We start from the raw sequence: 21,869 nt of genomic DNA, 5'->3' as shown, positions 1-21,869 counted from the left end.
GCTTTCCGGCTGCCGGTACCCGTACGGGCCCCGGGTCAGCCGAGGACCACGCAGGAGGCCGCCGGGACCTCGACGGAGCCCGCGTGCTGCGGCACGCCCGTCTCCGCGTCCACGGCGAACCAGCTGACGTTCCCGGAGTGCTCATTGGCCGCGTACAGCCACTGGCCGCGCGGGTCGAGGGTGAGGTCGCGCGGCCAGCGGCCGCCGCAGCCGACGGTGGCCACCAGGGCGGCCTTCTCGCCGGTCTCGTCGAGGGTCAGGACCGAGATGCTGTCGTGGCCCCGGTTGGCGGTCCACAGGAAGCGTCCGTCGGGCGCGACGACCACCTCGGACGGGTAGGCCCGTGCGCCGCCGGCGGACGTGGGCTCGGGCAGCACCGGCGTCTCCCCCAGCGGCTCCAGGAGCCCCGCCTCCGCGTCCCAGCGGCACACGGTGAGGGTCGGCACCAGCTCGTTCAGGACGTAGGCGTAGCGGCCCGAGGGGTGGAAGGCCAGGTGGCGCGGTCCGGTGCCCGGGCGCAGGGCACTCTCGCCGTGCGGCTCCAGGGCGCCGGTGGCGGGGTCCAGGGCGCCGACCCGTACCGAGTCGGTGCCGAGGTCCACGCTGACCACCCAGCGGCCCGAGGGGTCGGGCAGCACCTGGTGGGCGTGCGGCCCCTCCTGGCGTTCGCTGTCGGGGCCGCTGCCCTCGTGGCGGAGGACCGAGGCGGCCTCGCCGAGCGAGCCGTCGGCGAGGACGGGCAGGACGGTGACGCTGCCGGATCCGTAGTTGGCCGTGACCAGGTGGTTCGCGGCGAGCGCGAGGTGGGTGGGGCCGTCGGCGTCGACCGGCCGTACGGGGCCCAGGAGGGCCGGTACGTCGCCGCTGACGTCGAAGGCGGCCGCCGAGCCCGGGGCGCTCTCGCCGACCGCGTACAGGACCGTTCCGCCCGGTCCGAGCGCGAGGAACGAGGGGTCCGGCACGGCGTCGGAGGATCCGAGCACGGTGAGCGCTCCGGTGCTCCGGTCCACCTCCGCGATGGTGACGCCCAGGCCGCCCGCCGAGGTGAACGACCCCATGAATGCCCGCCCGGTGCTGCTGCCGCCGCCCATCGCACTACCCCATTTCACCGTCGCCGTGATCTTCGGGCCGACGGTAGCAGGCGACCCGCCCTCAGGTCTGGACCAATCCGCAGGGCAGTCGTGAGACCCGCAGGGGGTGGTGAAGACGGCACGGGGTCGTGAAGACGGCCGTGCAGACGCGCAGGCCGATAGCGGGTGCCGCGCTCAGGCGGCGATCGGGGCGCGCGGCGGGCTGTGCAGGGGCGCGGCCAGGTCGGCCAGCGCACGCTCCAGGCCGTGCAGGTGGGCCAGTGCGGGGTCCATGGCCGTGCCGGGCTGCGTACCCACCCGTACGGCGCCCTTCGCCTCCCGGCTCTCCTGCCTCAGGAGCGCCTCCACGGCAGCCTCCACCCGCGAGCAGGCGGCCGACAGCCGGGCGTCGTGCGAGGCGGCCGGGTCGGCGGCGATGGAGGCCAGGCCGCGCACTTCGCGTACGCAGTCGTCCAGCAGGGCGAGCACCTGCCGGGCCCGTGCCTTGCGGGCCTTCAGCGGGCTCAGGGGGTGCACCAGCGGCGCGAGCGAGAGCCGGACCCGGCCGAGCAGCACATCGAGTTCGGCGACCCGGGGGCCGGGGTCCGCGCTCAGCGACCCGGCGAGGCGCTCGGCGGCCTCGGCCGTGCAGGCGTGGACGCACCGCAGGGCCTTGCGAATCCACGCGTCGGTGATGGCGTGGGTGGTGACGGGCAGGATCACCAGCACGGCGAGCACCGCGCCGAGCGCGCCGACGGCCGTCTCGGCGACCCGCAGCCAGAGCAGGGACGCGTCCAGGACGCCCAGGACCCCGTAGAGCACGCCGACCATGACGGTCACGAAGAACATCATCCAGCTGTACGAGACCGCCGCCGTGTAGAAGATCCCGAAGACGCACACCGCGACGATGGCGGCGGCCGGTGCCCCGGCGCCGTCGAGCGGGATGGCGACGAAGAAGCCTGCGGCGATACCGATCACGGTGCCCAGGACCCGGCGGAAGCCGCGTACGAGGGTCTCGCCGCGCGAGGTGGTGTTGACGAACACCCACCAGGTGGCGCCGACCGCCCAGTACCAGCGCTGGTCGGAGAGCACCTGGCCCAGGCCCAGTGCGAAGGCGCCGCCCAGGGTGGCCTGCACCGCCTGCCGGGTGGTGATGCGGGCCAGCCCGCGGCCCTCCGGAGGAGCGGGCTGGGCCACGGCGGGCAGCCGTCGCTCGTAGCACCAGAAGCCGAAGCGGACGGTGGCGGAGGCACACAGGGACAGCACAACGGCGGCGTACAGCTCCGGCAGCTGCTCCGGCACCGTGTGCAGGAACTGGGCGGCGAAGAAGGTCATGAACGCGAAGATGCCAAGGGAGTGGCCGCGCGGCCCCCAGCGCCGGGCGTAGACGCCCGCGCCCATGACGGCGAGGAAGACCAGATCGCGGGCGACGGGCTGGTCGTGCAGCACGGCGGCGACGGCGAGGACCGGGAGCCCGGCGACGGGGAGCAGCGCGGTGGTGACCGCCTGCTGCCGCACCGTGGCATCCGTGACCGTGAAGAGGGCGAGCAGCGCGGCGAGGCCGCCGGTGATGGCCGCGACGAGCGAGTGGCCGACGAGCCCGCACAGCGCGACCGCGAGCCCGATCCCGATGACGGCCCGGCTCGCGAACCGCAGCCGCACCCTCCCCGGGTCCGGTGCCACGAACACCCTCTTCAGCACACTGCTCCCCTTCCGCGTCCCCCGTGGGTCCCGCGCGCTCGGCATGAAAAAGGCGCCGCGGAGATCCGCAGCGCCATCGACGGGACCATCAGAGCATCTTGGGGGCCTATGGATCAAACGAGGGCGAAACCCCTGGACCAATGGCATAGTTCTCGGCGAGATCCGTGGGCCAGGAGGATGCCAACGGACCACCTGGACGAGAAGGAGGCCGTCGGACCATGGCCGTGGACGCTCTCGACACCCGGATCCTGCGCCTGCTGATCGAGCAGCCGCGTACCAGCGTGCGGGAGTACGCACGCATCCTCGGGGTGGCCCGCGGCACCCTGCAGGCCCGGCTCGACCGGCTGGAGCGGGACGGGGTCATCACCGGTACCGGTCCTGCCCTCTCCCCCGCCGCCCTCGGCCACCCCGTCCTCGCCTTCGTCCACCTGGAGGTCACCCAGGGGCATCTGGTGGAGGTCGGCGACGCGCTGGCGGCCGTTCCCGAGATCATCGAGGCGTTCTCGACCACCGGCGGCGGGGATCTGCTGACCCGGGTCGTGGCCCGGGACAACGGGCATCTGGAGGACGTGATCCAGCGGCTGATCCAGCTGCCTGGCGTCGTCCGGACGCGGACGGACGTGGCGCTGCGCGAGCGGGTGGCGCACCGGGTGCTGCCGCTGGTCGAGGCCGTGGGGCGGGCGGCGGGAAGCGGCAGCTGAGCAGGCCGTACGCCCCGCCGGGTCCGTTGCGGCATGCTGGAGGCCATGATCCCCCGCCCCGGCCTCCACGTGATCTTCGACCTCGACGGGACGCTGGTGGACAGCGAACCGAACTACTACGAGGCGGGGCGCCGGCTGCTCGCCCGGTACGGGGTGACGGACTTCAGCTGGCAGGACCACACCCGCTTCATCGGGATCGGCACCAGGGAGACCCTGACCACACTGCGTGCCGAGTACGGGATCGACGCACCGGTGGACGAGCTGCTCGCCGGGAAGAACGCGCTCTACCTGGAGCTCGCCGGGGCCTCCACCGAGGTGTTCGGGCAGATGCGGGCCTTCGTGGAGCGCCTGCACGCCGCCGGGGTTCCGATGGCCGTGGCCTCCGGCTCCTCCAGGGCCGCGATCGGGGCGGTGCTCGCGGTCACGGGTCTTGACGCGTACATCCCGCTGTACGTCTCGGCGGAGGAGGTCGCGCACGGGAAGCCGGAGCCCGATGTGTTCCTGGAGACGGCCCGGCGGATGGGGGCGGCGCCGGCCCGGTGCGTGGTGCTGGAGGACGCGCCGCCGGGAGCCACGGCCGCGCACGCGGCGGGGATGCGGTGCATCGCCGTCCCGTATGTGCCCGCGACCGCCTCCGACCCGGCGTTCGGAGCCGCGGATCTGCTGTTCGCGGAGGGGCAGTCGGCCTTCACTGCGGAGGCCGCGTACGGCTGGCTGCTGGGCGGGGCCGGGCCGGGCACCGGATCCTGAACCTGCCGCGTTCCGGATCCGGACGTGCCGGGCCGTCAGCCGCGCTCCGGTGGAGGGCCGTCGGGACATCGGCGGCCCTGCGGACCGATATCCTGATCATGTCGTTCACTCCGCCGTGCAGGGCTCCTCACGGGGCAGGCCGCCGCGCGGTGGACCGGCAGTCGGAGCGGGCCACGATTCGAGTTAGGTGAACAGGTGCTGGTAGCTGGTCGGTACCGGTTGATATCCCCCATCGGCCGTGGCGGCATGGGCGAGGTGTGGCGCGCCGCGGACGAGGTGCTGGGCCGCGCCGTCGCCGTGAAGCTGCTGCTGGGGGACCAGGCGGACGCCTCGTCGACCGCCCGGTTCCGGCTGGAGGCCCAGACCGCCGCCCGGCTGAGCCACCCGCATCTGGTGGCCGTCTTCGACTTCGGGGCCTGGGAGGACCGGTTCTTCCTGGTGATGGAGCTGGTCGAGGGGCAGAGCCTCGGTGATCTGCTGGCCGCCCAGGAGCGGGTCGACCCCGAGCAGGTCGCGCGGATCGCGGGCCAGGCCGCGGCCGGTCTCGCCGCCGCGCACCGCCAGGGCATCGTCCACCGGGACATCAAGCCGGGCAACCTGATGCTGGACGCGGACGGTTCGGTGAAGATCGGTGACTTCGGGATCGCCCAGTTCGTGGACGACCCCTCGACCGCGCTGACGACGGCCGGGCACATCGTGGGCACCAGCCTCTACCTGGCGCCCGAGCGGGCTCTGGGACGTACCGCCGACTCCGCTTCCGACATGTACTCGCTGGGCTGCGTCGTCTACCAACTGCTGCTCGGGCAGCCGCCGTTCAAGTCCGACACGGCGACCGCCACGCTGTACCAGCATGTCGACACCCCGCCGGTCCCGCTGCGGCAGCGCGGTGTGGGCATCTCGGCCGCCTTCGACTCCTACCTCCTGGGTCTGCTGGCCAAGAAGCCCGAGGAGCGGCCCACCGCGCAGCAGGTCTCCGACTGGTTCCGTACCGACGCCTGGCGGGGCCGCCCGGAGCCCCTCCCGGTCCAGACGCCCCCGTCCCGCCGGGCGTCCCCGTCCGCCTCCTCGCCGACCGCCCCGGCGCAGCCCACCCCGGCGGGCCCCTCGACGTACCGTCTTCCGCAGCCCACTGGGCGAAGACGCTCCACCACGTCACGGTCCGCTCCGGCCCGCCGCCGCTCCACGCGGGAGGCGATCCGGCGACGTCCGAGGGTGGCGAGCGCGATCGCGGGTACGGCGACGTTCCTGGCGGCCGTGTATCTGGGGATGGTCCTGTTCTCGCCGGACTCCAGCTCGGCCGACACCCCCGGCCCCGGCCCCTCCGCCGTACCGTCCTCGCAGGACGCCGAGGGCGACGGGCAGCAGGGACAGCAGCGCGGGGGCCAGGACCAGCAGGACCAGCAGGACCAGCAGGAGCAGCAGGAGCAGCAGGAGGACGACGAGCAGGACGACTGAGTCCCGCCCGCCCGCCGGTCACCAGCGGCCGGTCACCAGCGGCCGTGGACCTCGGGGCGGATCGACCGGTCGTACAGCTCCCGGACGGCGTCCAGCGTGGCCTGCGGCAGCGGCGGCAGGGCGGCGGCCGCCGCGTTGGCGCGGGCCTGTTCCACCGAGCGTGCGCCGGGGATGACGCTGGTCACGCCGGGCTGCTGGAGGATCCAGCGCAGCGCTGTCTGGGCGGGGGTGGCGCCCTCCGGGGCCAGATCGGCGAATTCGGCGGCGGCGGCGATCCCGGTCGCGTAGTCGATGCCGGAGAACGTCTCGCCCTGGTCGAACGCCTCGCCGTGGCGGTTGTACGTGCGGTGGTCGTCGGGGCCGAAGACCGTGTCCTTGGTGTACTTGCCGGAGAGCAGTCCGGAGGCGAGCGGGACCCGCGCGATGATACCGACACCCGCCGCGGCCGCCGCCGGAAGGACCTCGTCCAGGGGCTTGAGGCGGAACGGGTTGAGGATGATCTGCACGCTCGCGACGCCGGGGCGGGCGATGGCGGTCAGGGCCTCGGCGCAGGTCTCGACGCTCACCGCGTAGGCGGCGATCCGCTGCTCCTCGACGAGGGTGTCCAGGGCGTCGTAGACGGCGTCGCAGGAGTAGACGCTGCTGGGCGGGCAGTGCAGCTGTACGAGGTCGAGGGTGTCGGTCCCGAGGTTGGCGCGGGAACGGTCGTTCCAGGTACGGAAGTTTTCCAGGACGTAGTTCTCCGGTACCTGATCGGCGCGGCGGCCCATCTTGGTGGCGACGAAGACGTCCGCGTCGGGGCGGTTCTTGAGGTAGCGGCCGATGAGCTGTTCGCTGCGGCCGTCGCCGTAGACGTCCGCGGTGTCGAAGAAGGTGACGCCGGAGTCGACGGCCGCGTCGAGGACGTCGAAGGCGTCGCTCTCCTCGACGTCTCCCCAGTCGCCTCCGAGCTGCCAGGTGCCCTGTCCTGAGACCGAGACGTCACGGCCGGTCCTGCCGAGTGTGCGCTGTTCCATGAGGATCATGCTATTCCGCTTCTCACGTCGTAAAGGCCGGAAGGGGTGGGCGGCGGCAGGAGCACCTCTGCCGCCGTCCACCGTCCTGGGGCCGCCCCTCGAAGGGGCGGGCCGGGGGTTCAGCCCCGGTACTGCGCGAGGACCCTGGTGAAGTCCCACGGCTGCTGGCCGACACCGGAGCAGGTGTCGGCGCCGCCGCCGGTGCAGGGGCGGTCGCGGTTGACGGACCAGAAGGTCAGCCGGGACAGGTGCCGCTGCTGGGCGTAGGCGAGGATCGTGCGGAAGTCGGCGACGGTGATGGTCTCACCGACGTCGGTGGTGCCGTTCATCGAGGAGATGCCGGTGTGCCGGTAGGCCTGGTCGTCGCTGTAGCCGTAGGCGTTCTTGACGGCCGTCTTGAGGCCTTCGGCGGCGCGGACGCTGAGCGTGCCCATGTTCTGGCCGTTGCCGCCGAAGTTGAACGGCATGATCGTCCAGCTGTCGATGGTGAGACCGGCCTGGGCGGCCCGGTTGATGAGGCTGGTGTCGGGGCCGTTCTGGCCGGTGCCGAAGGTGATGTAGAGCTTGATGCCGGGGTTGTTGGCGCGGATGGTCCTCAGTGCGTCGACCGTGCGCTGCTGGACCGTCGGGGAGTCGTAGGCGGCGGCCTCGATGTCGATGTCGATGGCCTTGAGCCCGTACGCGTTGATGACCTTCTGGTAGGCGGCGGCGAGTTCGCCGGCGCTGCCGCAGGAGCTCTCCAGCTTGTTGCCGCTCCAGCCGCCGAACGACGGGATCACGTCACCGCCGGCGGCCCGTACGGTGTTGATCGTCTGCTGGTCCACGCCGCCGGTGAGCGGACGGCCGCCGTCCCACTGCGGGTTGCAGTAGCCGTTGCTCAGGACGAAGGCGAGGGTGAACCACTTGACCCCGGTCGCGTTCATCACGGTCGTCGGGGAGGGCGGGCTGCCCCAGCCGTTGTAGAGGTAGGGCGCGACGGCCATCGGGGGGCCGCCCGGGTCGGGGTTGCCTCCGCCCGCGGGGGCGGTCCACTTCTGGTTGGCGGCGCCGGTGCAGGTCCAGATCTGGAGGCGGGTGCCGTTGGCTGAGCTGTTGCCGGTGGCGTCCAGGCACTTGTCGGCCCCGACGGAGACGATGTCTCGGGCGGCGGAGATTCCCCACTGCTGGGCGGCGCTCCCGTTGCAGTCCCACAGCTGGACGACGGTGCCGGCGGCGGTGGCCCCGTCCTTGACGTCGAGGCACTTGCCGAGCGCGCGGACGGTTCCGTCGGCACGTACGTCCCACTGCTGGGCGCCCGTGCCGTTGCAGTCGTAGAGCTGGACGGCGGCGCCGTTGGCCGAGGACGCGCCGGCCACGTCGACGCACTTGCCGCCGATGCCGGTGATCTGCCCGACCGCGGCGGTCTCGACGGCGGTCGCGGGCGCGCTCGGGCTGAGGAACGCGGCCATGGCGACGAGGGACAGGCCCGGCAGGACGAGGCGGCGGAGCCTCCCGAGGACGCCGGGTCTCGGGGGCGGGGTGTCGGTCATGGGATCTCCATCCGTTCGGGGGTGGGGACCGTGCCCGTACGTGTCCGGGCGCGGCCGGTGCCTGTGCGTGGAGGACCCCGCGCACAGGCACCGGGGCTGCTGTTCCACCGCAGCCGGCGGGTCGCGGCCCTCGTCCGTGCGGACCGCTGTCAGTCGTTGGTGGTCACGCGGACGTAGTCGACGACGAGTTGGGCCGGGAAGGCGGTGGAGCCGTCGGGGTCGCCGGGCCAGTAGCCGCCGACGGCGAGATTGAGGATGAGGAAGAAGGGCTTGTTGAACACCCACTCCTTGCCGCCCAGATCGGCGGGGGTGCGCCGCTGGAAGACGTTGCCGTCGACGGACCAGGTGATGGAGTCGGGGGCCCAGTCGACGGCGAAGGTGTGGAAGTCGTCGGCGAACGCGGCGCCGTTCGGCAGGGTGTAGCCGGCGCCGATGCCGTCGGCGCCCGAGTAGCCCGGTCCGTGCAGGGTGCCGTGGACGGTGCCGGGCTCGAAGCCGACGTTCTCCATGACGTCGATCTCGCCGCTCTGCGGCCAGCCGACGTTGCCGAAGTCGTCGCCCAGCATCCAGAAGGCGGGCCACATGCCCTGGCCGCGCGGGACCTTGACCCGGGCCTCGACGTGTCCGTAGGCGGCGGCGAACTTGCCGGAGGTGTTGAGCCGGGCCGAGGTGTACTCGCAGGAGCCGTACCAGCACTGGTAGTTGCCGGGGTTCTCCTTGCGGGCGGTGATCACGAGGTTGCCCTGGCCGTCGAGGGCGGCGTTGCCGTTGCCTCCGGTGTAGTACTGCCGCTCGTGGTTGTTGACGTTGTCGCCGGTCTCCAGCTGCCACTTGGAGCCGTCGACCGCCGTGCCGGCCGGCCCGTCGAACTCGTCGGCGAAGGCGACAGCCGCCGGGGCGGGGGCCGGGGCCGCGGAGGCTCCGCCGGGCAGGGCGGTGAGGACGGCGGAGCAGCAGAGCAGGGAGGCCGCGTAGAGGGCGGTGCGGCGGCGCCTGGAATGGGTGCGTACAGCGTGGGTGCGTACGGCTCGGTGCGGGAGGTGCACGGTCATCACATCACTTCGTGGGGGGACATGTGCATGACAGATCAACACCGAGAGGTGAACGGTTGGGGCGATCACCTCGGGTGCATATTTCAATTCTTGATTTAAGGGAGTGCCGAAGGAGCCGTCAATAACTTGGTCCAGACCGGAGAGCGAACGGATTGTGCCACCGGCATATGCATCTGAAGCCAACGGGGCTCACCGTGCGATTCCCTCCGGGCGGCGGCAGAGTGGAGATACCGACCCGGTGGCACGGCTGAACTGCACCGGACAGCGCGGCGGGACCGGGCGGTGCGGGCGGAGGGAGCACGCCATGCGGAACGACGGCGTACCGCGGCCCCGTATCGACGGAGTACCGCGGCTTCATTTCGTCGTGCAGATCCATGACGCGCGGCGCATGCACTTCGACTTCCGCCTGGAGGTCGACGGCGTACTCAAGTCCTGGGCGGTCCCCCGCGGCCCGTCGGAGAACCCGAGCGACCGGCGTCTCGCCGTGGAGACGGAGGACCACCCGCTGGAGTACCGCGAGTTCGAGGGGGTCATCCCGCAGGGCGAGTCCGGCAGCGGCACGGTCATCGTCTGGGACCAGGGGACCTACGAGCCGCTCGGCCACGACCAGGAGGGCGGGGCCGTTCCCTTCTCGGCGTCGCTGGCCCTCGGCCATGCCACGTTCTGGCTCCACGGGTCCAAACTGCACGGCGAGTTCGCGCTCACCCGCTTCCGGGTGGGCGACGAGCCGGAGAGCGGCCGCCAGCAGGCGTGGCTGCTGATCAAGGCCAACGACCGGCTCGCCGTACGGGACCGGCCCGGCTCACCGGACCCGTACCACGCCAGGTCCGCCCGTACGGGACGGACGCTCCACCAGGTCGCCGTGGCGGCGGCGCGGGGCGACGGGGACTGAGGGGCCGGGCGCCCTCGGCGGTCCGCACGTCCGTCCACGCGATACGCACGTTCGTCCACGGACCTGTGTCCGCCGTCTACGGGCCCGTGTCCGCGTCGGAGTCCGTCAGGTCGGCGAGGAGATCCGTGTAGAGCGCTCGCCGGTCGGGGCGGGCGTGCGCCGCCGCCCGGCGCAGCGCCGGGACCGCCGCCGTACCGAAGCCGGTGACCGCTTCTCGCGCGGCACCGCGGACGACCGGCTTCGGGTGGCCGAGCAGCCGGACGAGCTCCGGCAGCGCGGGCTCCCACGACGCCCGTCCCAGTGTCCGCGCCGCCATGCGCACCACGTCCGGGAGCGGGTCGGAGAGCAGGACCGCAGTCGACCGGGCGTGGGTGGCCCGGTCGAAGAGGGCGCGCGAGGCCCGGTGGGCGTGCAGGCGCACCCCGGCGCGCGGGTGGCGCAGCAGCTCCTCGATCACCGCGCGCAGCGCCGGGTCCGGCTCCCTGCCGGGCACCGGCGGGTACTCCTCGACGAGGCGGCCGAGGGCGCGGCGGGTCTGTTCGGGCGTCCCCCTGCGGGCCAGGTCGAGCAGTTCCGGCAGGGCCGGGCGGCCGGCCCGCGCCGCCGGTGTGCTCGCGGCTGGGGCCCGCAGGGCGTCGAGGGCGGCGGCGTCCTCGGCCTCGGCGCCCGGCCCGCGCAGGGGGCCTGCCACGAGGACGAGGCGGTCGGCCAGGGCATCGCGGCCCTCTGCGCGCAACCGGCCCCGTACGCGGTCCAGTTCGGGCGTACGCAGCAGGGGGCGGCCCGCCAGCAGGTCCAGGAGGCCGTGGCCGCCCGCCTCGATACGCGGGCCCAGCAGCTGCGCCAGGACGTCGGCGGGCACCCGGCCCAGCACCGTACGGGCGGCCTCGTGCACGGCGGGCGGGCCGTGCTGCCACCGGTCGAGCAGCATCGGGAAGAGCGGGGGCAAATCCCAGGGGTCCAGGCGCCCGGCGCAGCGCAACGCCCGCTCCGGCAGCACCCCTTCGGCGCTCAGCTCCACTGCACCCAGGCCCGTCGGCGTACGGGCGAGGCGGTCGATCCCGGCGTCGGGGACCAGGTCGACGCGGCCGCGCAGATACGCACGCACCAGGGCGAGCGCCACCTCCGGCTCGGGCCCGCCGCCCAGGGCCCGGGCGGCGGAGTTCCGGCGGTCCGGGTCGTCGGCCTCCAGCATGGCCAGCAGCCGGGCCTGCCGGGCGGCCGAGCGCGGCTGGTCCGGATCGTCGGGGTCGTCGGGACGAACCGCAGCAGGGGCATGGAGAGTTGAGGCCGCCCGGGTTTCGGCGAGGGTCCACGGCGGCGCCCCGAGCGGCTGGAGTGCGGTCATCCAGTCGAGGAGCGGACCGCGTACGTCGGGCCCGGCCGCCGGGTAGGCGTCGATGAGCGCGTGGAGCAGCTGCCGGGAGCGGGGTGTGCCGGAGGCGGCCTCGAAGGTGCTGTCGATGCCGTGCCTTCGGAACTCGGCCAGCGCGTCGGGCGTCCGTAGCGCTTCTCGCAGCGCGCCACTCCCGTCAGCCGGTACGCCGGGCCTTCTCTCCGGTACGCCGGGCCTTCTCTCCGGTACGCCGGGCGTCTTCTCCGGTGCGCCGAAGGCCTCGCGCAGCACGCCCGGTGCCGTCTCCCAGGGGTCGGGACCCCGGTGGGCGGCGGCGAGCGCCCGGTCGACGTCGGTGCGGACCAGCACCGCCCCGCACCGCCGGAGCAGGGACAGCGTCAGGGTCGCGGGCGCGGGCGTGGAGGCCACCCGCCGGAGCGCGCGGAGCTGTGCCACGACGGTGAAGCGCTGCACGGCGGACAGGGCCGGGGCGACCGCGTCCAGGACGTCGAGCAGCTCCACCGCGAACTCCTGCGGCCCTCCCCCGCTCACGGCCTCCTCGAACGCATCGGCCACCGCCCCGGCGTGGCGGGCGAGGACCACCGCCTCCTCGGCCGACCACGGGGCCGGGCACAGCCGCAGCGCGCACCGCAGCAGCCGGCCGCGGAGTCCGGCCGGGCGGGAGCTGTCGGCCAGGGCGAGCCAACGGTCCAACTGGGCCCGCAGCGCAGGACGTTCAGCAGCCGGGGCGGGGTCCGGGGGCGCGGGGCGGTGGGCGATCCGCAGAGCGAGGGCCGGGTCCCAGCCGCCGCGCAGCAGAGCCTCGACATCCTGGTCGACCGCGCCCGGCCGCTCGGCCGGAGTGTGCCCGGGCGCCGGGAGGCCGAGTCCGGCGAGCGGTTCCGCCAGGTCCTGGACCGAGCCGGAGGAGAGGCGGACACCGCCCTCGGCGACGAGCGTCAGCAGGGCGGGCGCGACCGGCGACCCCTGGGCGTGCAGGGCGAGCACCGAGCGCGCCGACGGTACGCCGTCGAGCCCCGCCAGCAGCAGACGGCGGGCCCGCCCGTCCCGGCTCTCCTCGGCGGCGGCGAGGAGGGTGGCCGCGTACGCCTCGCCCAGTACGGCCCGCAGCGCCCGCTTCAGTGCGTCCCGCAGGCCCGGGTTGTCGTCACGGCCGAGCCGCCGCAGGAGCCGTGGCACGGCCGTGGGGGCGCCCGCGTGGACCAGGGTCTCGGCGGCGGTCTTCCGGATGTTCATGTTCGGGTGGTCGAGACAGGCGGCGACCGGCTCGGCCGCCCAGTCGGCCCGGGCCGCCCCCAGCGCCAGGAGAGCCTGCCGTACGGTCCGGATGTCGGGCGACACGGTGAGCGGGAGCAGCGTCGCCGACAGGGCCCGCGCGTCGCTTCCCGAGGTGTCGTGGGCGAGCAGGGCGATGACGTGTTTGCGCACCTGCGGGTCGCGGCTGCGGAGCAGGCGGTGCACCCGGGGCCGGGTCCGCGCGGTGGCGGGGATCCGGAGCAGCGCCTTCAGCAGCAGGGCCTGTTCGGCGCCGGTCGCTCCGGGCCGGTCCAGCAGATCGAGCAGCGTCGTGGCGAGGAGCGCGTGGCCCGCGCCGGAGGCGTCCGCGGCGTCCAGCAGGCAGACGGGCCGGATCCGCCGGCGCGCGTAGAGCCGGCGTCCGAGGGCCTGGATCGCGTGCAGTACGCCGTCCGGCAGCTCCGGTTCCCCGTCCGGGCGCTGCCCGTCCTCACGCGACCTGCGCCGCCGGTCCACGGCGGGGTCGGGCTCCCGGGGCACCGCGAGATCACGCACGACCCGCAGGAGGAGGTCGGCGACCAGGGGCAGGCTCCCCGTCCCCGCGTGTTCCGCGACCCGGCGGAGCACCGCCACGGGATCGGCCTCGTCCGGGCAGGAGCGCAGGACGGCGAGTTCCTGCTCGTCCGGGGCGCCCAGGTCGGCCGCGATACGGGGCGGCAGGTCGGTGGGGTCGAGCCGGGCGAGGAGGCGCCGGCGCCGGCCGGGCTCGGTCGTGAGGTGCCAGAGGAGTTCCAGCGCCCGGCCGCGTACGGCACGCAGTACGGGTGCGACTCCCGCGCCGGGTACAGCACACGCCGTGGGCGCGACCCCCGCGCCAGGCACAGCACGCGCCGTGGGTGCGACTCCCACCTCGGCCGCCGCCGCCCAGGGCGCGTACCGGGCCACGTCGCTCCCGTACTCCGCCACGCCGAGCCCCTGGGCCAGCGCCGCCTCCGTACTCTCCCCGCCGATCGCTTCCAGAGCGGCCAGCGCCTCGACGGGGGCCGTGGGCAGCAGGGCCAGCACCGCTTCCTCCGCGTCCGCGTGGCGCAGGACCCGGATCGCGTCGAGGAACGGGCGCGGGGCCGGAGCGAGCGGCAGCAGCCGGGCCACGGCCTCGCCCACCGGGATGTCGGCCGCGCCCTGCCCGGCCAGGGCGATCAGGAGGTCCAGGCGGCGCGGCCAGTCGGGGGCGGTGAGGGGTGCGTCGCGGAGGGCGTCGAAGAACGTGCGGCGGCAGGTGTGGAGCACGGTGGCGATGTCCTCGGCCGGAACCGTGTGGTCGGCCAGGGCCAGGCCGACCACCGGCCCGACGTCCGGCGCGGCCGGGAAGTGCCCGCGCCGGTGCAGGCCGCCCAGGCAGGTCAGTACGGGGCCGGCGAACAGCAGCGGGTCGGGGGCGGTCAGCTCCAGGAGCCGGCCGATGTCGGTGCGTTCCGCGAGGTCGCCGAGGAGCTCCACGGCCTGGCGGCGCAGGACCGGGTCCGCCGCCTCGTCACCGGCGGTGTCCAGGAGGAGGCCGCGGTGGCCGTGCCGGGCGGCGGTGGTGAGGGCGGCGGCCGGGGTCGTGCGGTCGGGCGGGCCGCCCTCGCCCCCATGGAGCGCGGCGGGAGCGTCCTGGCCCAGGGCCGGAGCGTCCCGGCCCACGACGGGCGGGGCCTCCCGACCCGCAGCGGAAGCCTCCCGCCACACGGCGGAAGTGCCCCGGCCCGCAGCGGAAGCGTCCCCACCCACAGCCGGAGCGCCCCGGCCCGCAGCAGAAGCGTCCCGGCCATCGGCGGACGCATCGTGGCCGTACCCGCCCCACAACCCCACCAGCCCACGCACGACCGACGGATCCAGTGGCACCACCACCGCCCAAGGCTCGGCCAGTTCGCGCAGTGCGGCCCTCACCACACCCGGGTCAGGGGCGTCGAGCAGCCGTATCAGCAGCCCGCGCACGGAGGCGGGGGCGAGGAGGCCGGCGTGCAAGCCGGCGCGGGCCAGGCGCAGCGCCTCGTCCTGGAGGACCGGGTCCCCGGTGGCGGCGAGTTCGGCGACCAGCCGCTCGGGGCGGTGTGCGTCCAGGATGCCGGTGGAGCGGACGGCCTGGTAGAGCGGCTCTCCGGCCGGTTCCGTGGAGACGACGGCGGGGTCGGCGAGGAGTTCGGTGCGCAGCCAGGCGATCCGTACCCGGGCGGGCCACCCGGCCGCACGCCACTCGGGCAGCGGTCGGCGGCTGCCGCCCGGCCCGGGGCGCAGCCGCCCGTGGAGCTCCGCCAGGGTGAGGGAATCCTCCGGCGTCGCCCCAGCGGTATCGGGCAACAGGGCGGCCAGCAGCTCCTGTTGCTCCGAACCGGCGGCGAACGGGGGACTCGTTCGCTCGGTGAGAAGACCGAGGCCGAGATGGCGTATGCGGGGATCGGGGTGCCGGACCAGCCGGCCGAGGAGTTCCATGGCGCAGGTCCGGGCGTCGAGGTGCCGGGCGAGGAGGCCGGCGTCGGCGCGGGCGAGGGCGGCCTCGATCGGCTCCTGCGGAGGTGTCGTCACCCCGGGATCGTAGACACCCCGGTCCGAAGCCGGTTCCGCCGCAGCCCGTCGATGCCCAAGACCCGATTCAGCCGTAGCCCGTCAAGCCCAAGGCCTGGTTCCGGCAGATCGCCACGGCCGCCCGCCGCTACTACCGCAGCCCGGAGCGCTCCCGGGAGGAGTATCTGGAGCTCTGGGCCGACCTGCGCTTCCCCGGCCAAGGCCCGTATCTCCCCGGCTACGGCTGGATCTTCCCGGTGGGCGACGGGCGGGTCAACGTCGGGCTCGGGGCGCTCCCCCACCGGCTCCACGGGAAGGCGGACCTGCGGGCCACCCTGGACCAGTGGCCGGCCCGGACCCCCGAGGAGTGGGGGCTGCGCGAGGAGAACGCCGAGGGCCCGGTCCGCAGCGCCGCTCTGCCGCCGGGCTTCAACCGCCATCCGCTGTACGCGCGCGGACTTCTGCTCGTCGGCGACTCCGGCGGCATGGTCAGCCCGCGGAACGGCGAGGGCATCGGCCAGGCCTTGGAGGCCGGTGAGGTCGCCGCCGAGACCGCGGCCCTCGCCCTGGCCCAAAGGGCCCCCGGCGCGAACAGGTGCTGCGCGGCTACCCGGTGGAGATGAACCGCCGCTGGGGCCGCTACTACCGGCTGGGCAACGCGGCCGCCGACGTGGTCTTCAGCCGTTCCGGCTTCCAGCCTGTGCTCAACCGGTACGTCATGAACTCGCCGTTCGTCCTGAACACTCTGGCCAAGGCTGCTCACCGACCTCACCGACAAGCCCTCGCGCGATGTGATCGACCATCTCCTCAACACCGCGATCCGCGTCGTCCCGGTCCCGTATGTCTTCGGAGCGCTCCGGACCGTAGCCGTGCGGTGGCCGCCGGGGGCGGACCTCGCTGTCCGGCCGGCGGGCCCGGCGGCGTACGGTTTCGTCGGCCCGCGCCCCCACGGCAGCGCGGCGGGCGGAGATCGGGCGACGGACGACCACCGGAGGAACGAACCGATGACGGGCACCAGGATCACCGCGCGAGAACTCAACCGCGCCACGCTCGCGCGGCAGTTGCTGCTGCGGCGGGAGGCGCTGGACCCCGCCGAGGGGGTACGGCGCGTGGTCGCGCTCCAGGCCCAGCAGCCCGCCTCGCCGTACGTCGCGCTGTGGAACCGGCTCACCGCCTTCGACCCGGCCGGACTCGACACGGCGTTCACGGATCACCGGGTGGTCAAGGCGACCTTGATGCGGCTCACCCTCCACGCCGTGCACGCCGACGACCACCCGGCCTTCCGGGAGGCCATGCACCCGGTGGTCCGCGCCTCCCGGCTGGGTGACCGCTTCACCGTGTCCGGGCTGACGGCGGAGGATGCCGACGCGCTGGTTCCCCGGCTGCTGGAGTTCGCGGACCGGCCCCGGACCACCGCCGAGTGCGAGGCCTGGCTGGGCGACCAGCTGGGGGCGCCGCCGCGGGCCGGGGCGTGGTGGGGGCTGCGGCAGTACACACCGCTGCTCCACGCGCCCACCTCGCCGCCGTGGTCGTTCGGTCACCGGCCCTCGTACATCGCGCCGCGGACCGGTCCCGTACGGACGGATCCGGCGGCGTCGGCCGCCTCCCTGCGGACGCTGGTGCTGCGCTACCTCTCGGGGTTCGGACCCGCCTCGGTCGCGGACGTGGCCCAGTTCGCCATGGTCACGCGCTCCCGGGCGCGGGCGGCGCTGGCGGATCTCGCCGGAGGGCTGGAGCGGCTTGAGGGGGCGGCGGGCGAGGAGTTGTTCGATCTGCCGGGGGCTCCTCGGCCGGACGGGGCGGAGCCGGCACCGCCCCGGCTGATGGCGATGTGGGACAGCGTCCTGCTGGCGTACGCGGACCGCGGCCGGGTCCTCCCGGAGGCGTACCGCAAGGTCGTGATCCGCGCGAACGGGGATGTGCTGCCGACGCTGCTGGTCGACGGGTACGTGGCGGGGGTGTGGCGCCCGGCCGCCGGGGGCATCGAGGCGACCGCGTTCCATCCGCTGCCCGACGAGGTCTGGGAACGGCTCGCCGTCGAGGCCCGGTCGCTGGCGGGGTTCCTCGCCGACCGTGAACCGGAGGTCTACCGCCGTTACGCCCACTGGTGGAGCCGTCTCCCGGACGCCACCGTGCGGCTGCTGCCCGCCGGTTGATCCGAGAACCCGCGAACGGATGCTCTACAGCCCTGTAGATTCCGCCCTGCGGATTCAGCCCTGCGGATTCAGCTCTGCCGGTCCGTCAGCGATCCGGATGACTCCGCGTCCAGTCCGCCCCGGAGAAAGCAGCAACCATGTTCGGGATCGGCGAACTCACCCTCCTTCTCCTGGTGATCGTGGCGGTGCTGGCGGTGAAGAGGCTGCCCGACCTCATGCGGTCGGCCGGAAAGGCCGCGCGCATCCTCAAGAGCGAGAAGCAGGCGCTCAAGGACGAGGGCGGCGACCCGTCCCAGCCGCCTCCCCGCGTGATCCGCGGGGAGGCGACCGAGCGGGAAACCCCCTAGGGCGCCGTCGGCGGGTGGAGCAGCCGGGCGAGGAGGTCGTCGAGGCTGACCAGTCCGGAGAGCCGGCCCTGCTCGTCGCGTACGACGGCGATCGTCGCGCGGCGCTCGCGCAGCCGCTCCACGGCGTGGGCGGCCGTCTCGTGCGGTGCCAGTTCCGGTACGGGCCGGGCCAGGGCGCGCGCGGACACGTCCCGGCCTCCGGCGCGGGCGACCAGCGCGTCGCGGGCGTGGACCGATCCGAGGACGTGTTCCCCGTCCCGTACGAGCAGGCGGGTGCGGTCGGCGGCGGTGGCGACGGCCAGGATCCGGTCGAGGTCCGCGTCCGCGGGTACGGTCGCGATCCGCTCCACGGGGACCTGGAACGCGGCCACCGGGGTCTGCGGCTCGGTCAGGGACCGGGTCACCAGCCCCGAGTCGCCCTTGCTGATCAGCCCGAGGCGCTCGGACTCCTCGATGAGGTGGGTGAGCTGGTCGCGGTTGTGGACGGAGGCGAGCTCGTCGCGCGGGGTCACCCGGCAGAGCCGTACGAGCGTGTTGCTGACCGCGTTCAGCAGCCGGATCAGCGGGCGTACGGCGTTGACCACGGCACGGAACGCCGGGCTCAGGAGCATCGCGGAGCGCTCCGGGTGGGCGATGGCCCAGGACTTGGGCGCCATCTCACCCACCACCATGTGCAGGAAGACGACGACGACCATCGCCAGGGCGAAGGCGATGCCGTAGCTCAGTCCGGCGGGCAGCCCGAGCCGCTCGAGGAGCGGGTCCAGCTCGTGCGAGATGGCGGGCTTGGAGAGGGAGCCCAGGCCCAGGGTGCAGATGGTGATGCCGAGCTGGGCGCCCGCGAGCATCAGCGACAGCTCCCGCATCCCGGCGAGCGCCGCCTTCGCGCCGCGCTGCCCGGCGGCGGCGGCCTGTTCCATGCGGTGGCGCTTGGAGGCGACCAGGGCGAACTCGGCGGCGACGAAGAAGCCGCTGCCGATCAGCAGCAGGACGGTGACGAAGAGCGCCATGGGGAAGCTCATGCCTGCGGCTCCTGTTCGATACGGACGTACTCGGCCACATGCCTGTCGAGCGTGCGCACCTCGACCCGGACGCCGGAGACGGTGAGGTGGTCCCCGACCGTGGGGAAGCGGCCCAGCCGGTCGATGATGAGCCCGGCGAGGGTCTCGTAGTCGCCCTCCTCGGGCAGCGCGATGCCGGTGGCCTCCTCGATCTCGTCCAGGCGGCGCCCCGCGTCAACCACCCAGCCGGAGCCGTCGGCGACCGCGAGTTCGGTGACAGTGTCGGACTCGTCGGCGATGTCCCCGACCAGCTCCTCGGCGATGTCCTCGTAGGTGACGATGCCCGCGAGACCGCCGTGCTCGTCCAGGACGACGGCGAACTCGTCGTCCCGCTCCCGCATCTGGGCGACCGCCGCGGGGAGCTTCAGGATCTCGGGGAGCAGGAGCGGGCGGCGGGCCAGTTCACCGGCGGTGGTGCGGCCGACCTCGGCGGCGGGCAGTCCCATCAGCTCCCGTACGCCCAGCACTCCCGCGGGGTCGTCGGGGTGGTCACCGATCACGGGGTAGTTGGAGTGGCCGTGCCGGGCGATGAGCTCGACGGCCTGGGAGGCCATGGCATCGCGGCGTACGAAGGTGACGTCGGCGCGCACCACCATCACCTCGCCCAGGGTGCGTTCGGAGAACTCCAGGGCGTGGTCGACGAGTTCGGCGGTGGCGGCGGGCAGTTCGCCCTGCTGGTGGGACTCGCCGATCAGATGGCCGAGCTCCTCCAGGGTGGCGCCGTGGTGGAGTTCCTCGACCGGTTCGATGCCGATCCGGCGCAGCAGCCGGTTCGCCACGCTGTCGAAGACGTGGACGACCGGGCCGACGACCCGCAGGTAGACGAGGGTGGAGGCGGCCAGGGACTTCGCCATCCGTTCGGGTACGGCGAGGGCGAGGTTCTTGGGTGCGAGTTCGCCCAGCACCATCTGGATGACGGTCGCCACGACGAAGGAGAGTGTCACGGAGACGGCCGACACCGCTCCGTCGGGCAGGCCGGTGCCGTTCAGCGCCGGCCGCAGGAAGGCGGAGACGGACGGCTCGGCGAGGAAGCCGACGACCAGGCCGGTGACGGTGATGCCGAGCTGGGCGCCCGAGAGCATGAAGGAGAGCCGCTCCAGGACGGTCACCGCGCGGGCGGCCCGCTTGTCACCGGCGGCGGCCTCCCGGGAGAGCGTCAGGCGGTCGGCGGACACATAGGCGAACTCCTGGGCCACGAAGTAGCCCGTCCCCGCGGTCAGGACGAACACGGCCAGCAGGCCGAGCAGAGCGGCGGTCATCGCTCACCCGTCCGGTGCGGGCTGTGCGGACCGTGGGGGCCGTGAGGCCCCTGGGGATCAGGTTCCGAAGGCCCCGAAGGGCCCGGACTGGCGGACAACGCGTAGCTCCTCATCCGGCTGGGGCTCCAGCCAACGGATCGGTCGGGTGGCCCGGGCCGGTGACGGGCAGGCACGGAGCCGCCGTACGCCCCGCCGGGCCCACGAACTCTACAGTCACGTAGACGTGAACGGGCCGGACCTACAGGGGCGTCGTGGTCGCCGCCTCCAGGACGAGGAAGAGCGCGACGGCGGCGTTGAGCGCGGAGAGCGCGGAGACGGTCGTACCGGCGGCGGCGACGAACGCGGCGGCACCGGCCGGGGTGAGCGCGGGCGGCCAGCCCCGGTCCGGCGGCACCGGGCCGAGCAGCGCGGCCACCCGGCGGGGCACCGGCCCCGCGGCGGCGAAGCCGGCCACGGCGGCTCCCCCGGGGGCCGGGCGGGAGATGAGCGCCGCCTTGCCGACCGCCCGGGCCGTCAGCCGGCGGTCGCCCGTGACCCGGGCCGCCTCCTCGTCCGCCCAGCGCTCGGTGGAGTAGACCAGGGCCGCCCCCAGGGGCCGCAGCAGCGGGTTGACGCACCCGGCCAGCCGGGTCGCGAGCAGCAGCCGGTGGTGGCGGCCCTCCAGGTGGGCCCGTTCGTGGGCGAGCAGCGCCCGGCGCTCCGCCGGGTCCAGGGCGGTGAGCATGGCGGTGGAGACCATGACCCTGCCCGGCGAGCCGGGCAGGGCGTAGGCGTACGGCACATCGTCGGGCAGGACGGCGAGGTCGCCCCCGCCCGGCAGACCGGCCAGCGTGCGGTGGGCCCGGGCGCGGAAGCGGTAGTGGCGCCGGACGGTGAAGCCGCAGGCCGCTGTGACGGCGACGAGCGCCAGGATGGACGCCTTGCCCGCGAAGGCGTCGTGCGGGACGGCCTCGCGGACCTCGTCGTCGGACCAGCCGTCGGGCAGCGGGTTGCCGGGCAGCTGTGCCGTGCCGACCACCACCAGCAGCCCGAGACAGACCAGGCTGCAGGAGGCGAGGATCACGGCGACGGTGGTCAGCAGGCGTGCGGCTCTCCGTGGGTGCAGGTGCTGCTCGGCCAGGCGCGCGATCGGCAGCGCGGTCAGGGGCAGGACCAGGGGCAGATAAACGAAGACGCCCATCGTCAGCCCTCCGGCCGGTCCGTCGGCGCCGCGCCGGGGCCGCTCGCGGGGCCGCTCTCCGCGAGCAGCGAGCGCAGCAGCTCCTCGTCGTCCGCCGACAGGACGGAGACGAAGCTGGAGAGCACCGCGTCCCGGTCGCTCTGCTTGTCGAGGAGGCGGCGCATGCGCAGCGCGGCGAGGCCTGCCTCGTTCGCCACGGGCTGCCACAGGACGGGGCGCTTGGGCCCGGTCCGGGTGACCGCCTGCTTGGCGTGCAGCCGGGTCAGGATCGTGATGACGGTGCTGTACGACAGGCCGCTGCCGAGCCGTTCCAGCACCCAGGCGGCGGTGACCGGTTCGGTCGCCTCGCCGAGCACGGACAGCACCTGCGCCTCCAGCTCGCCCTGGCCCCGCCTGCGGGCGGGCGTTTCCCGTTCGCCACCGGTTCCTTCGGTGTCCACCGTCCGGCCCCCCTTTCCTTCCGCCGCCCGGTCACGGCTGTTCATCCGCCGGGCACCGGGAAATCGTATCCAGCCAACGGCACGCCGATGACACCTCCGGCCGCTTCCCGCCCGGCCCGGAAA

At 74.1% G+C, this 21,869-nt stretch carries 16 protein-coding genes and 1 pseudogene; 7 read left to right on the top strand and 10 right to left on the bottom strand.

Annotated features, from left to right (window positions below; all coding sequences use genetic code 11):
• Nucleotides 1-35: 35 nt before the first annotated feature.
• A complete protein-coding gene (locus ACK8N7_RS33325; protein WP_500445896.1) occupies nucleotides 36-1,091 on the bottom strand; it encodes a lactonase family protein in 1,056 nt (351 codons plus the stop codon).
• Nucleotides 1,092-1,265: 174 nt separating this feature from the next.
• The gene (locus ACK8N7_RS33320; RefSeq protein ID WP_500444807.1) at nucleotides 1,266-2,771 is read right to left on the bottom strand and encodes an FUSC family protein; all 1,506 of its coding nucleotides are present in this window, start codon (nucleotides 2,769-2,771) and stop codon (nucleotides 1,266-1,268) included.
• Nucleotides 2,772-2,989: 218 nt separating this feature from the next.
• Here ACK8N7_RS33320 and ACK8N7_RS33315 point away from each other — a divergent pair, with 218 nt between their 5' ends.
• From ACK8N7_RS33315 to ACK8N7_RS33305, 3 genes are all read left to right on the top strand, one after another.
• Nucleotides 2,990-3,472, top strand: a complete 483-nt coding sequence (locus ACK8N7_RS33315; RefSeq protein ID WP_031121968.1) for an Lrp/AsnC family transcriptional regulator — start codon at nucleotides 2,990-2,992, stop codon at nucleotides 3,470-3,472.
• A 33-nt stretch (nucleotides 3,473-3,505) separates the two neighbouring features.
• Nucleotides 3,506-4,222, top strand: coding sequence for an HAD family hydrolase (locus ACK8N7_RS33310; protein ID WP_500444805.1), 717 nt, complete (start codon nucleotides 3,506-3,508; stop codon nucleotides 4,220-4,222).
• A gap of 195 nt (nucleotides 4,223-4,417) precedes the next feature.
• The gene (locus ACK8N7_RS33305; protein WP_500444804.1) at nucleotides 4,418-5,677 is read left to right on the top strand and encodes a serine/threonine-protein kinase; all 1,260 of its coding nucleotides are present in this window, start codon (nucleotides 4,418-4,420) and stop codon (nucleotides 5,675-5,677) included.
• A 32-nt stretch (nucleotides 5,678-5,709) separates the two neighbouring features.
• Here ACK8N7_RS33305 and ACK8N7_RS33300 read toward each other — a convergent pair whose 3' ends face one another.
• The 3 genes from ACK8N7_RS33300 to ACK8N7_RS33290 all read right to left on the bottom strand — a co-directional run bounded on the left by ACK8N7_RS33300 (nucleotide 5,710) and on the right by ACK8N7_RS33290 (nucleotide 9,274).
• Nucleotides 5,710-6,702, bottom strand: a complete 993-nt coding sequence (locus tag ACK8N7_RS33300) for an aldo/keto reductase (RefSeq protein ID WP_403217605.1) — start codon at nucleotides 6,700-6,702, stop codon at nucleotides 5,710-5,712.
• Nucleotides 6,703-6,812: 110 nt separating this feature from the next.
• Complete coding sequence (locus ACK8N7_RS33295; protein ID WP_500444801.1) at nucleotides 6,813-8,222, bottom strand: RICIN domain-containing protein; 1,410 nt, start codon at nucleotides 8,220-8,222, stop codon at nucleotides 6,813-6,815.
• A 149-nt stretch (nucleotides 8,223-8,371) separates the two neighbouring features.
• Nucleotides 8,372-9,274: a glycoside hydrolase family 16 protein gene (locus ACK8N7_RS33290; RefSeq protein ID WP_403217607.1), complete on the bottom strand. Its 903-nt coding sequence runs from the start codon at nucleotides 9,272-9,274 to the stop codon at nucleotides 8,372-8,374.
• Between the two features lie 304 nt (nucleotides 9,275-9,578).
• Between ACK8N7_RS33290 and ACK8N7_RS33285 the strand changes: the two genes are divergently transcribed.
• Nucleotides 9,579-10,166: a DNA polymerase ligase N-terminal domain-containing protein gene (locus ACK8N7_RS33285; protein WP_500444799.1), complete on the top strand. Its 588-nt coding sequence runs from the start codon at nucleotides 9,579-9,581 to the stop codon at nucleotides 10,164-10,166.
• A 76-nt stretch (nucleotides 10,167-10,242) separates the two neighbouring features.
• On the opposite strand, the gene ACK8N7_RS33280 is transcribed toward ACK8N7_RS33285, so the two are convergent.
• Entirely contained in the window at nucleotides 10,243-15,327 is a 5,085-nt protein-coding gene (locus ACK8N7_RS33280) for a HEAT repeat domain-containing protein (protein WP_500444797.1), read from the bottom strand.
• Between the two features lie 101 nt (nucleotides 15,328-15,428).
• Here ACK8N7_RS33280 and ACK8N7_RS33275 point away from each other — a divergent pair.
• The 3 genes and pseudogenes from ACK8N7_RS33275 to ACK8N7_RS33265 form a co-directional block, all read left to right on the top strand.
• Nucleotides 15,429-16,145 (top strand): annotated as a pseudogene (locus ACK8N7_RS33275) (geranylgeranyl reductase family protein); the annotation flags it as partial.
• Nucleotides 16,146-16,310: 165 nt separating this feature from the next.
• A complete protein-coding gene (locus ACK8N7_RS33270) occupies nucleotides 16,311-17,462 on the top strand; it encodes a winged helix DNA-binding domain-containing protein (protein WP_500445894.1) in 1,152 nt (383 codons plus the stop codon).
• 137 nt (nucleotides 17,463-17,599) lie between these two features.
• On the top strand, nucleotides 17,600-17,809 hold the full coding sequence (locus ACK8N7_RS33265; RefSeq protein WP_403217611.1) for a twin-arginine translocase TatA/TatE family subunit: 210 nt from the start codon (nucleotides 17,600-17,602) through the stop codon (nucleotides 17,807-17,809).
• Here the strand turns inward: ACK8N7_RS33265 and ACK8N7_RS33260 are convergent.
• From ACK8N7_RS33260 to ACK8N7_RS33245, 4 genes are all read right to left on the bottom strand, one after another.
• Entirely contained in the window at nucleotides 17,806-18,828 is a 1,023-nt protein-coding gene (locus ACK8N7_RS33260) for a CNNM domain-containing protein (protein WP_500444795.1), read from the bottom strand. The genes ACK8N7_RS33265 and ACK8N7_RS33260 overlap by 4 nt on opposite strands.
• A complete protein-coding gene (locus ACK8N7_RS33255; protein ID WP_403217613.1) occupies nucleotides 18,825-20,126 on the bottom strand; it encodes a hemolysin family protein in 1,302 nt (433 codons plus the stop codon). The genes ACK8N7_RS33260 and ACK8N7_RS33255 overlap by 4 nt, the downstream gene beginning before the upstream one ends.
• Nucleotides 20,127-20,364: 238 nt before the next feature.
• Nucleotides 20,365-21,306: a M56 family metallopeptidase gene (locus ACK8N7_RS33250; protein ID WP_500444793.1), complete on the bottom strand. Its 942-nt coding sequence runs from the start codon at nucleotides 21,304-21,306 to the stop codon at nucleotides 20,365-20,367.
• Nucleotides 21,307-21,308: 2 nt separating this feature from the next.
• Entirely contained in the window at nucleotides 21,309-21,746 is a 438-nt protein-coding gene (locus tag ACK8N7_RS33245) for a BlaI/MecI/CopY family transcriptional regulator (protein WP_403217614.1), read from the bottom strand.
• Between the last annotated feature and the right edge of the window lie 123 nt (nucleotides 21,747-21,869).

This window comes from Streptomyces griseobrunneus (assembly GCF_046713465.1).
In the GTDB taxonomy this organism is placed as follows: Bacteria; Actinomycetota; Actinomycetes; order Streptomycetales; family Streptomycetaceae; genus Streptomyces; species Streptomyces microflavus.
This window is presented reverse-complemented; position numbering and strand designations above follow the sequence as displayed.

Excerpts from the sequence above, each read along its gene's own strand:
- ACK8N7_RS33300 (WP_403217605.1), bottom strand. The coding sequence starts at position 6,702 with ATGATCCTCATGGAACAGCGCACACTCGGCAGGACCGGCCGTGACGTC.
- ACK8N7_RS33310 (WP_500444805.1), top strand. The coding sequence starts at position 3,506 with ATGCTGGAGGCCATGATCCCCCGCCCCGGCCTCCACGTGATCTTCGAC.
- ACK8N7_RS33265 (WP_403217611.1), top strand. The coding sequence starts at position 17,600 with ATGTTCGGGATCGGCGAACTCACCCTCCTTCTCCTGGTGATCGTGGCG.
- ACK8N7_RS33295 (WP_500444801.1), bottom strand. The coding sequence starts at position 8,222 with ATGACCGACACCCCGCCCCCGAGACCCGGCGTCCTCGGGAGGCTCCGC.
- ACK8N7_RS33260 (WP_500444795.1), bottom strand. The coding sequence starts at position 18,828 with ATGAGCTTCCCCATGGCGCTCTTCGTCACCGTCCTGCTGCTGATCGGC.
- ACK8N7_RS33270 (WP_500445894.1), top strand. The coding sequence starts at position 16,311 with ATGACGGGCACCAGGATCACCGCGCGAGAACTCAACCGCGCCACGCTC.
- ACK8N7_RS33255 (WP_403217613.1), bottom strand. The coding sequence starts at position 20,126 with ATGACCGCCGCTCTGCTCGGCCTGCTGGCCGTGTTCGTCCTGACCGCG.
- ACK8N7_RS33325 (WP_500445896.1), bottom strand. The coding sequence starts at position 1,091 with ATGGGCGGCGGCAGCAGCACCGGGCGGGCATTCATGGGGTCGTTCACC.
- ACK8N7_RS33315 (WP_031121968.1), top strand. The coding sequence starts at position 2,990 with ATGGCCGTGGACGCTCTCGACACCCGGATCCTGCGCCTGCTGATCGAG.
- ACK8N7_RS33250 (WP_500444793.1), bottom strand. The coding sequence starts at position 21,306 with ATGGGCGTCTTCGTTTATCTGCCCCTGGTCCTGCCCCTGACCGCGCTG.
- ACK8N7_RS33285 (WP_500444799.1), top strand. The coding sequence starts at position 9,579 with ATGCGGAACGACGGCGTACCGCGGCCCCGTATCGACGGAGTACCGCGG.
- ACK8N7_RS33290 (WP_403217607.1), bottom strand. The coding sequence starts at position 9,274 with ATGACCGTGCACCTCCCGCACCGAGCCGTACGCACCCACGCTGTACGC.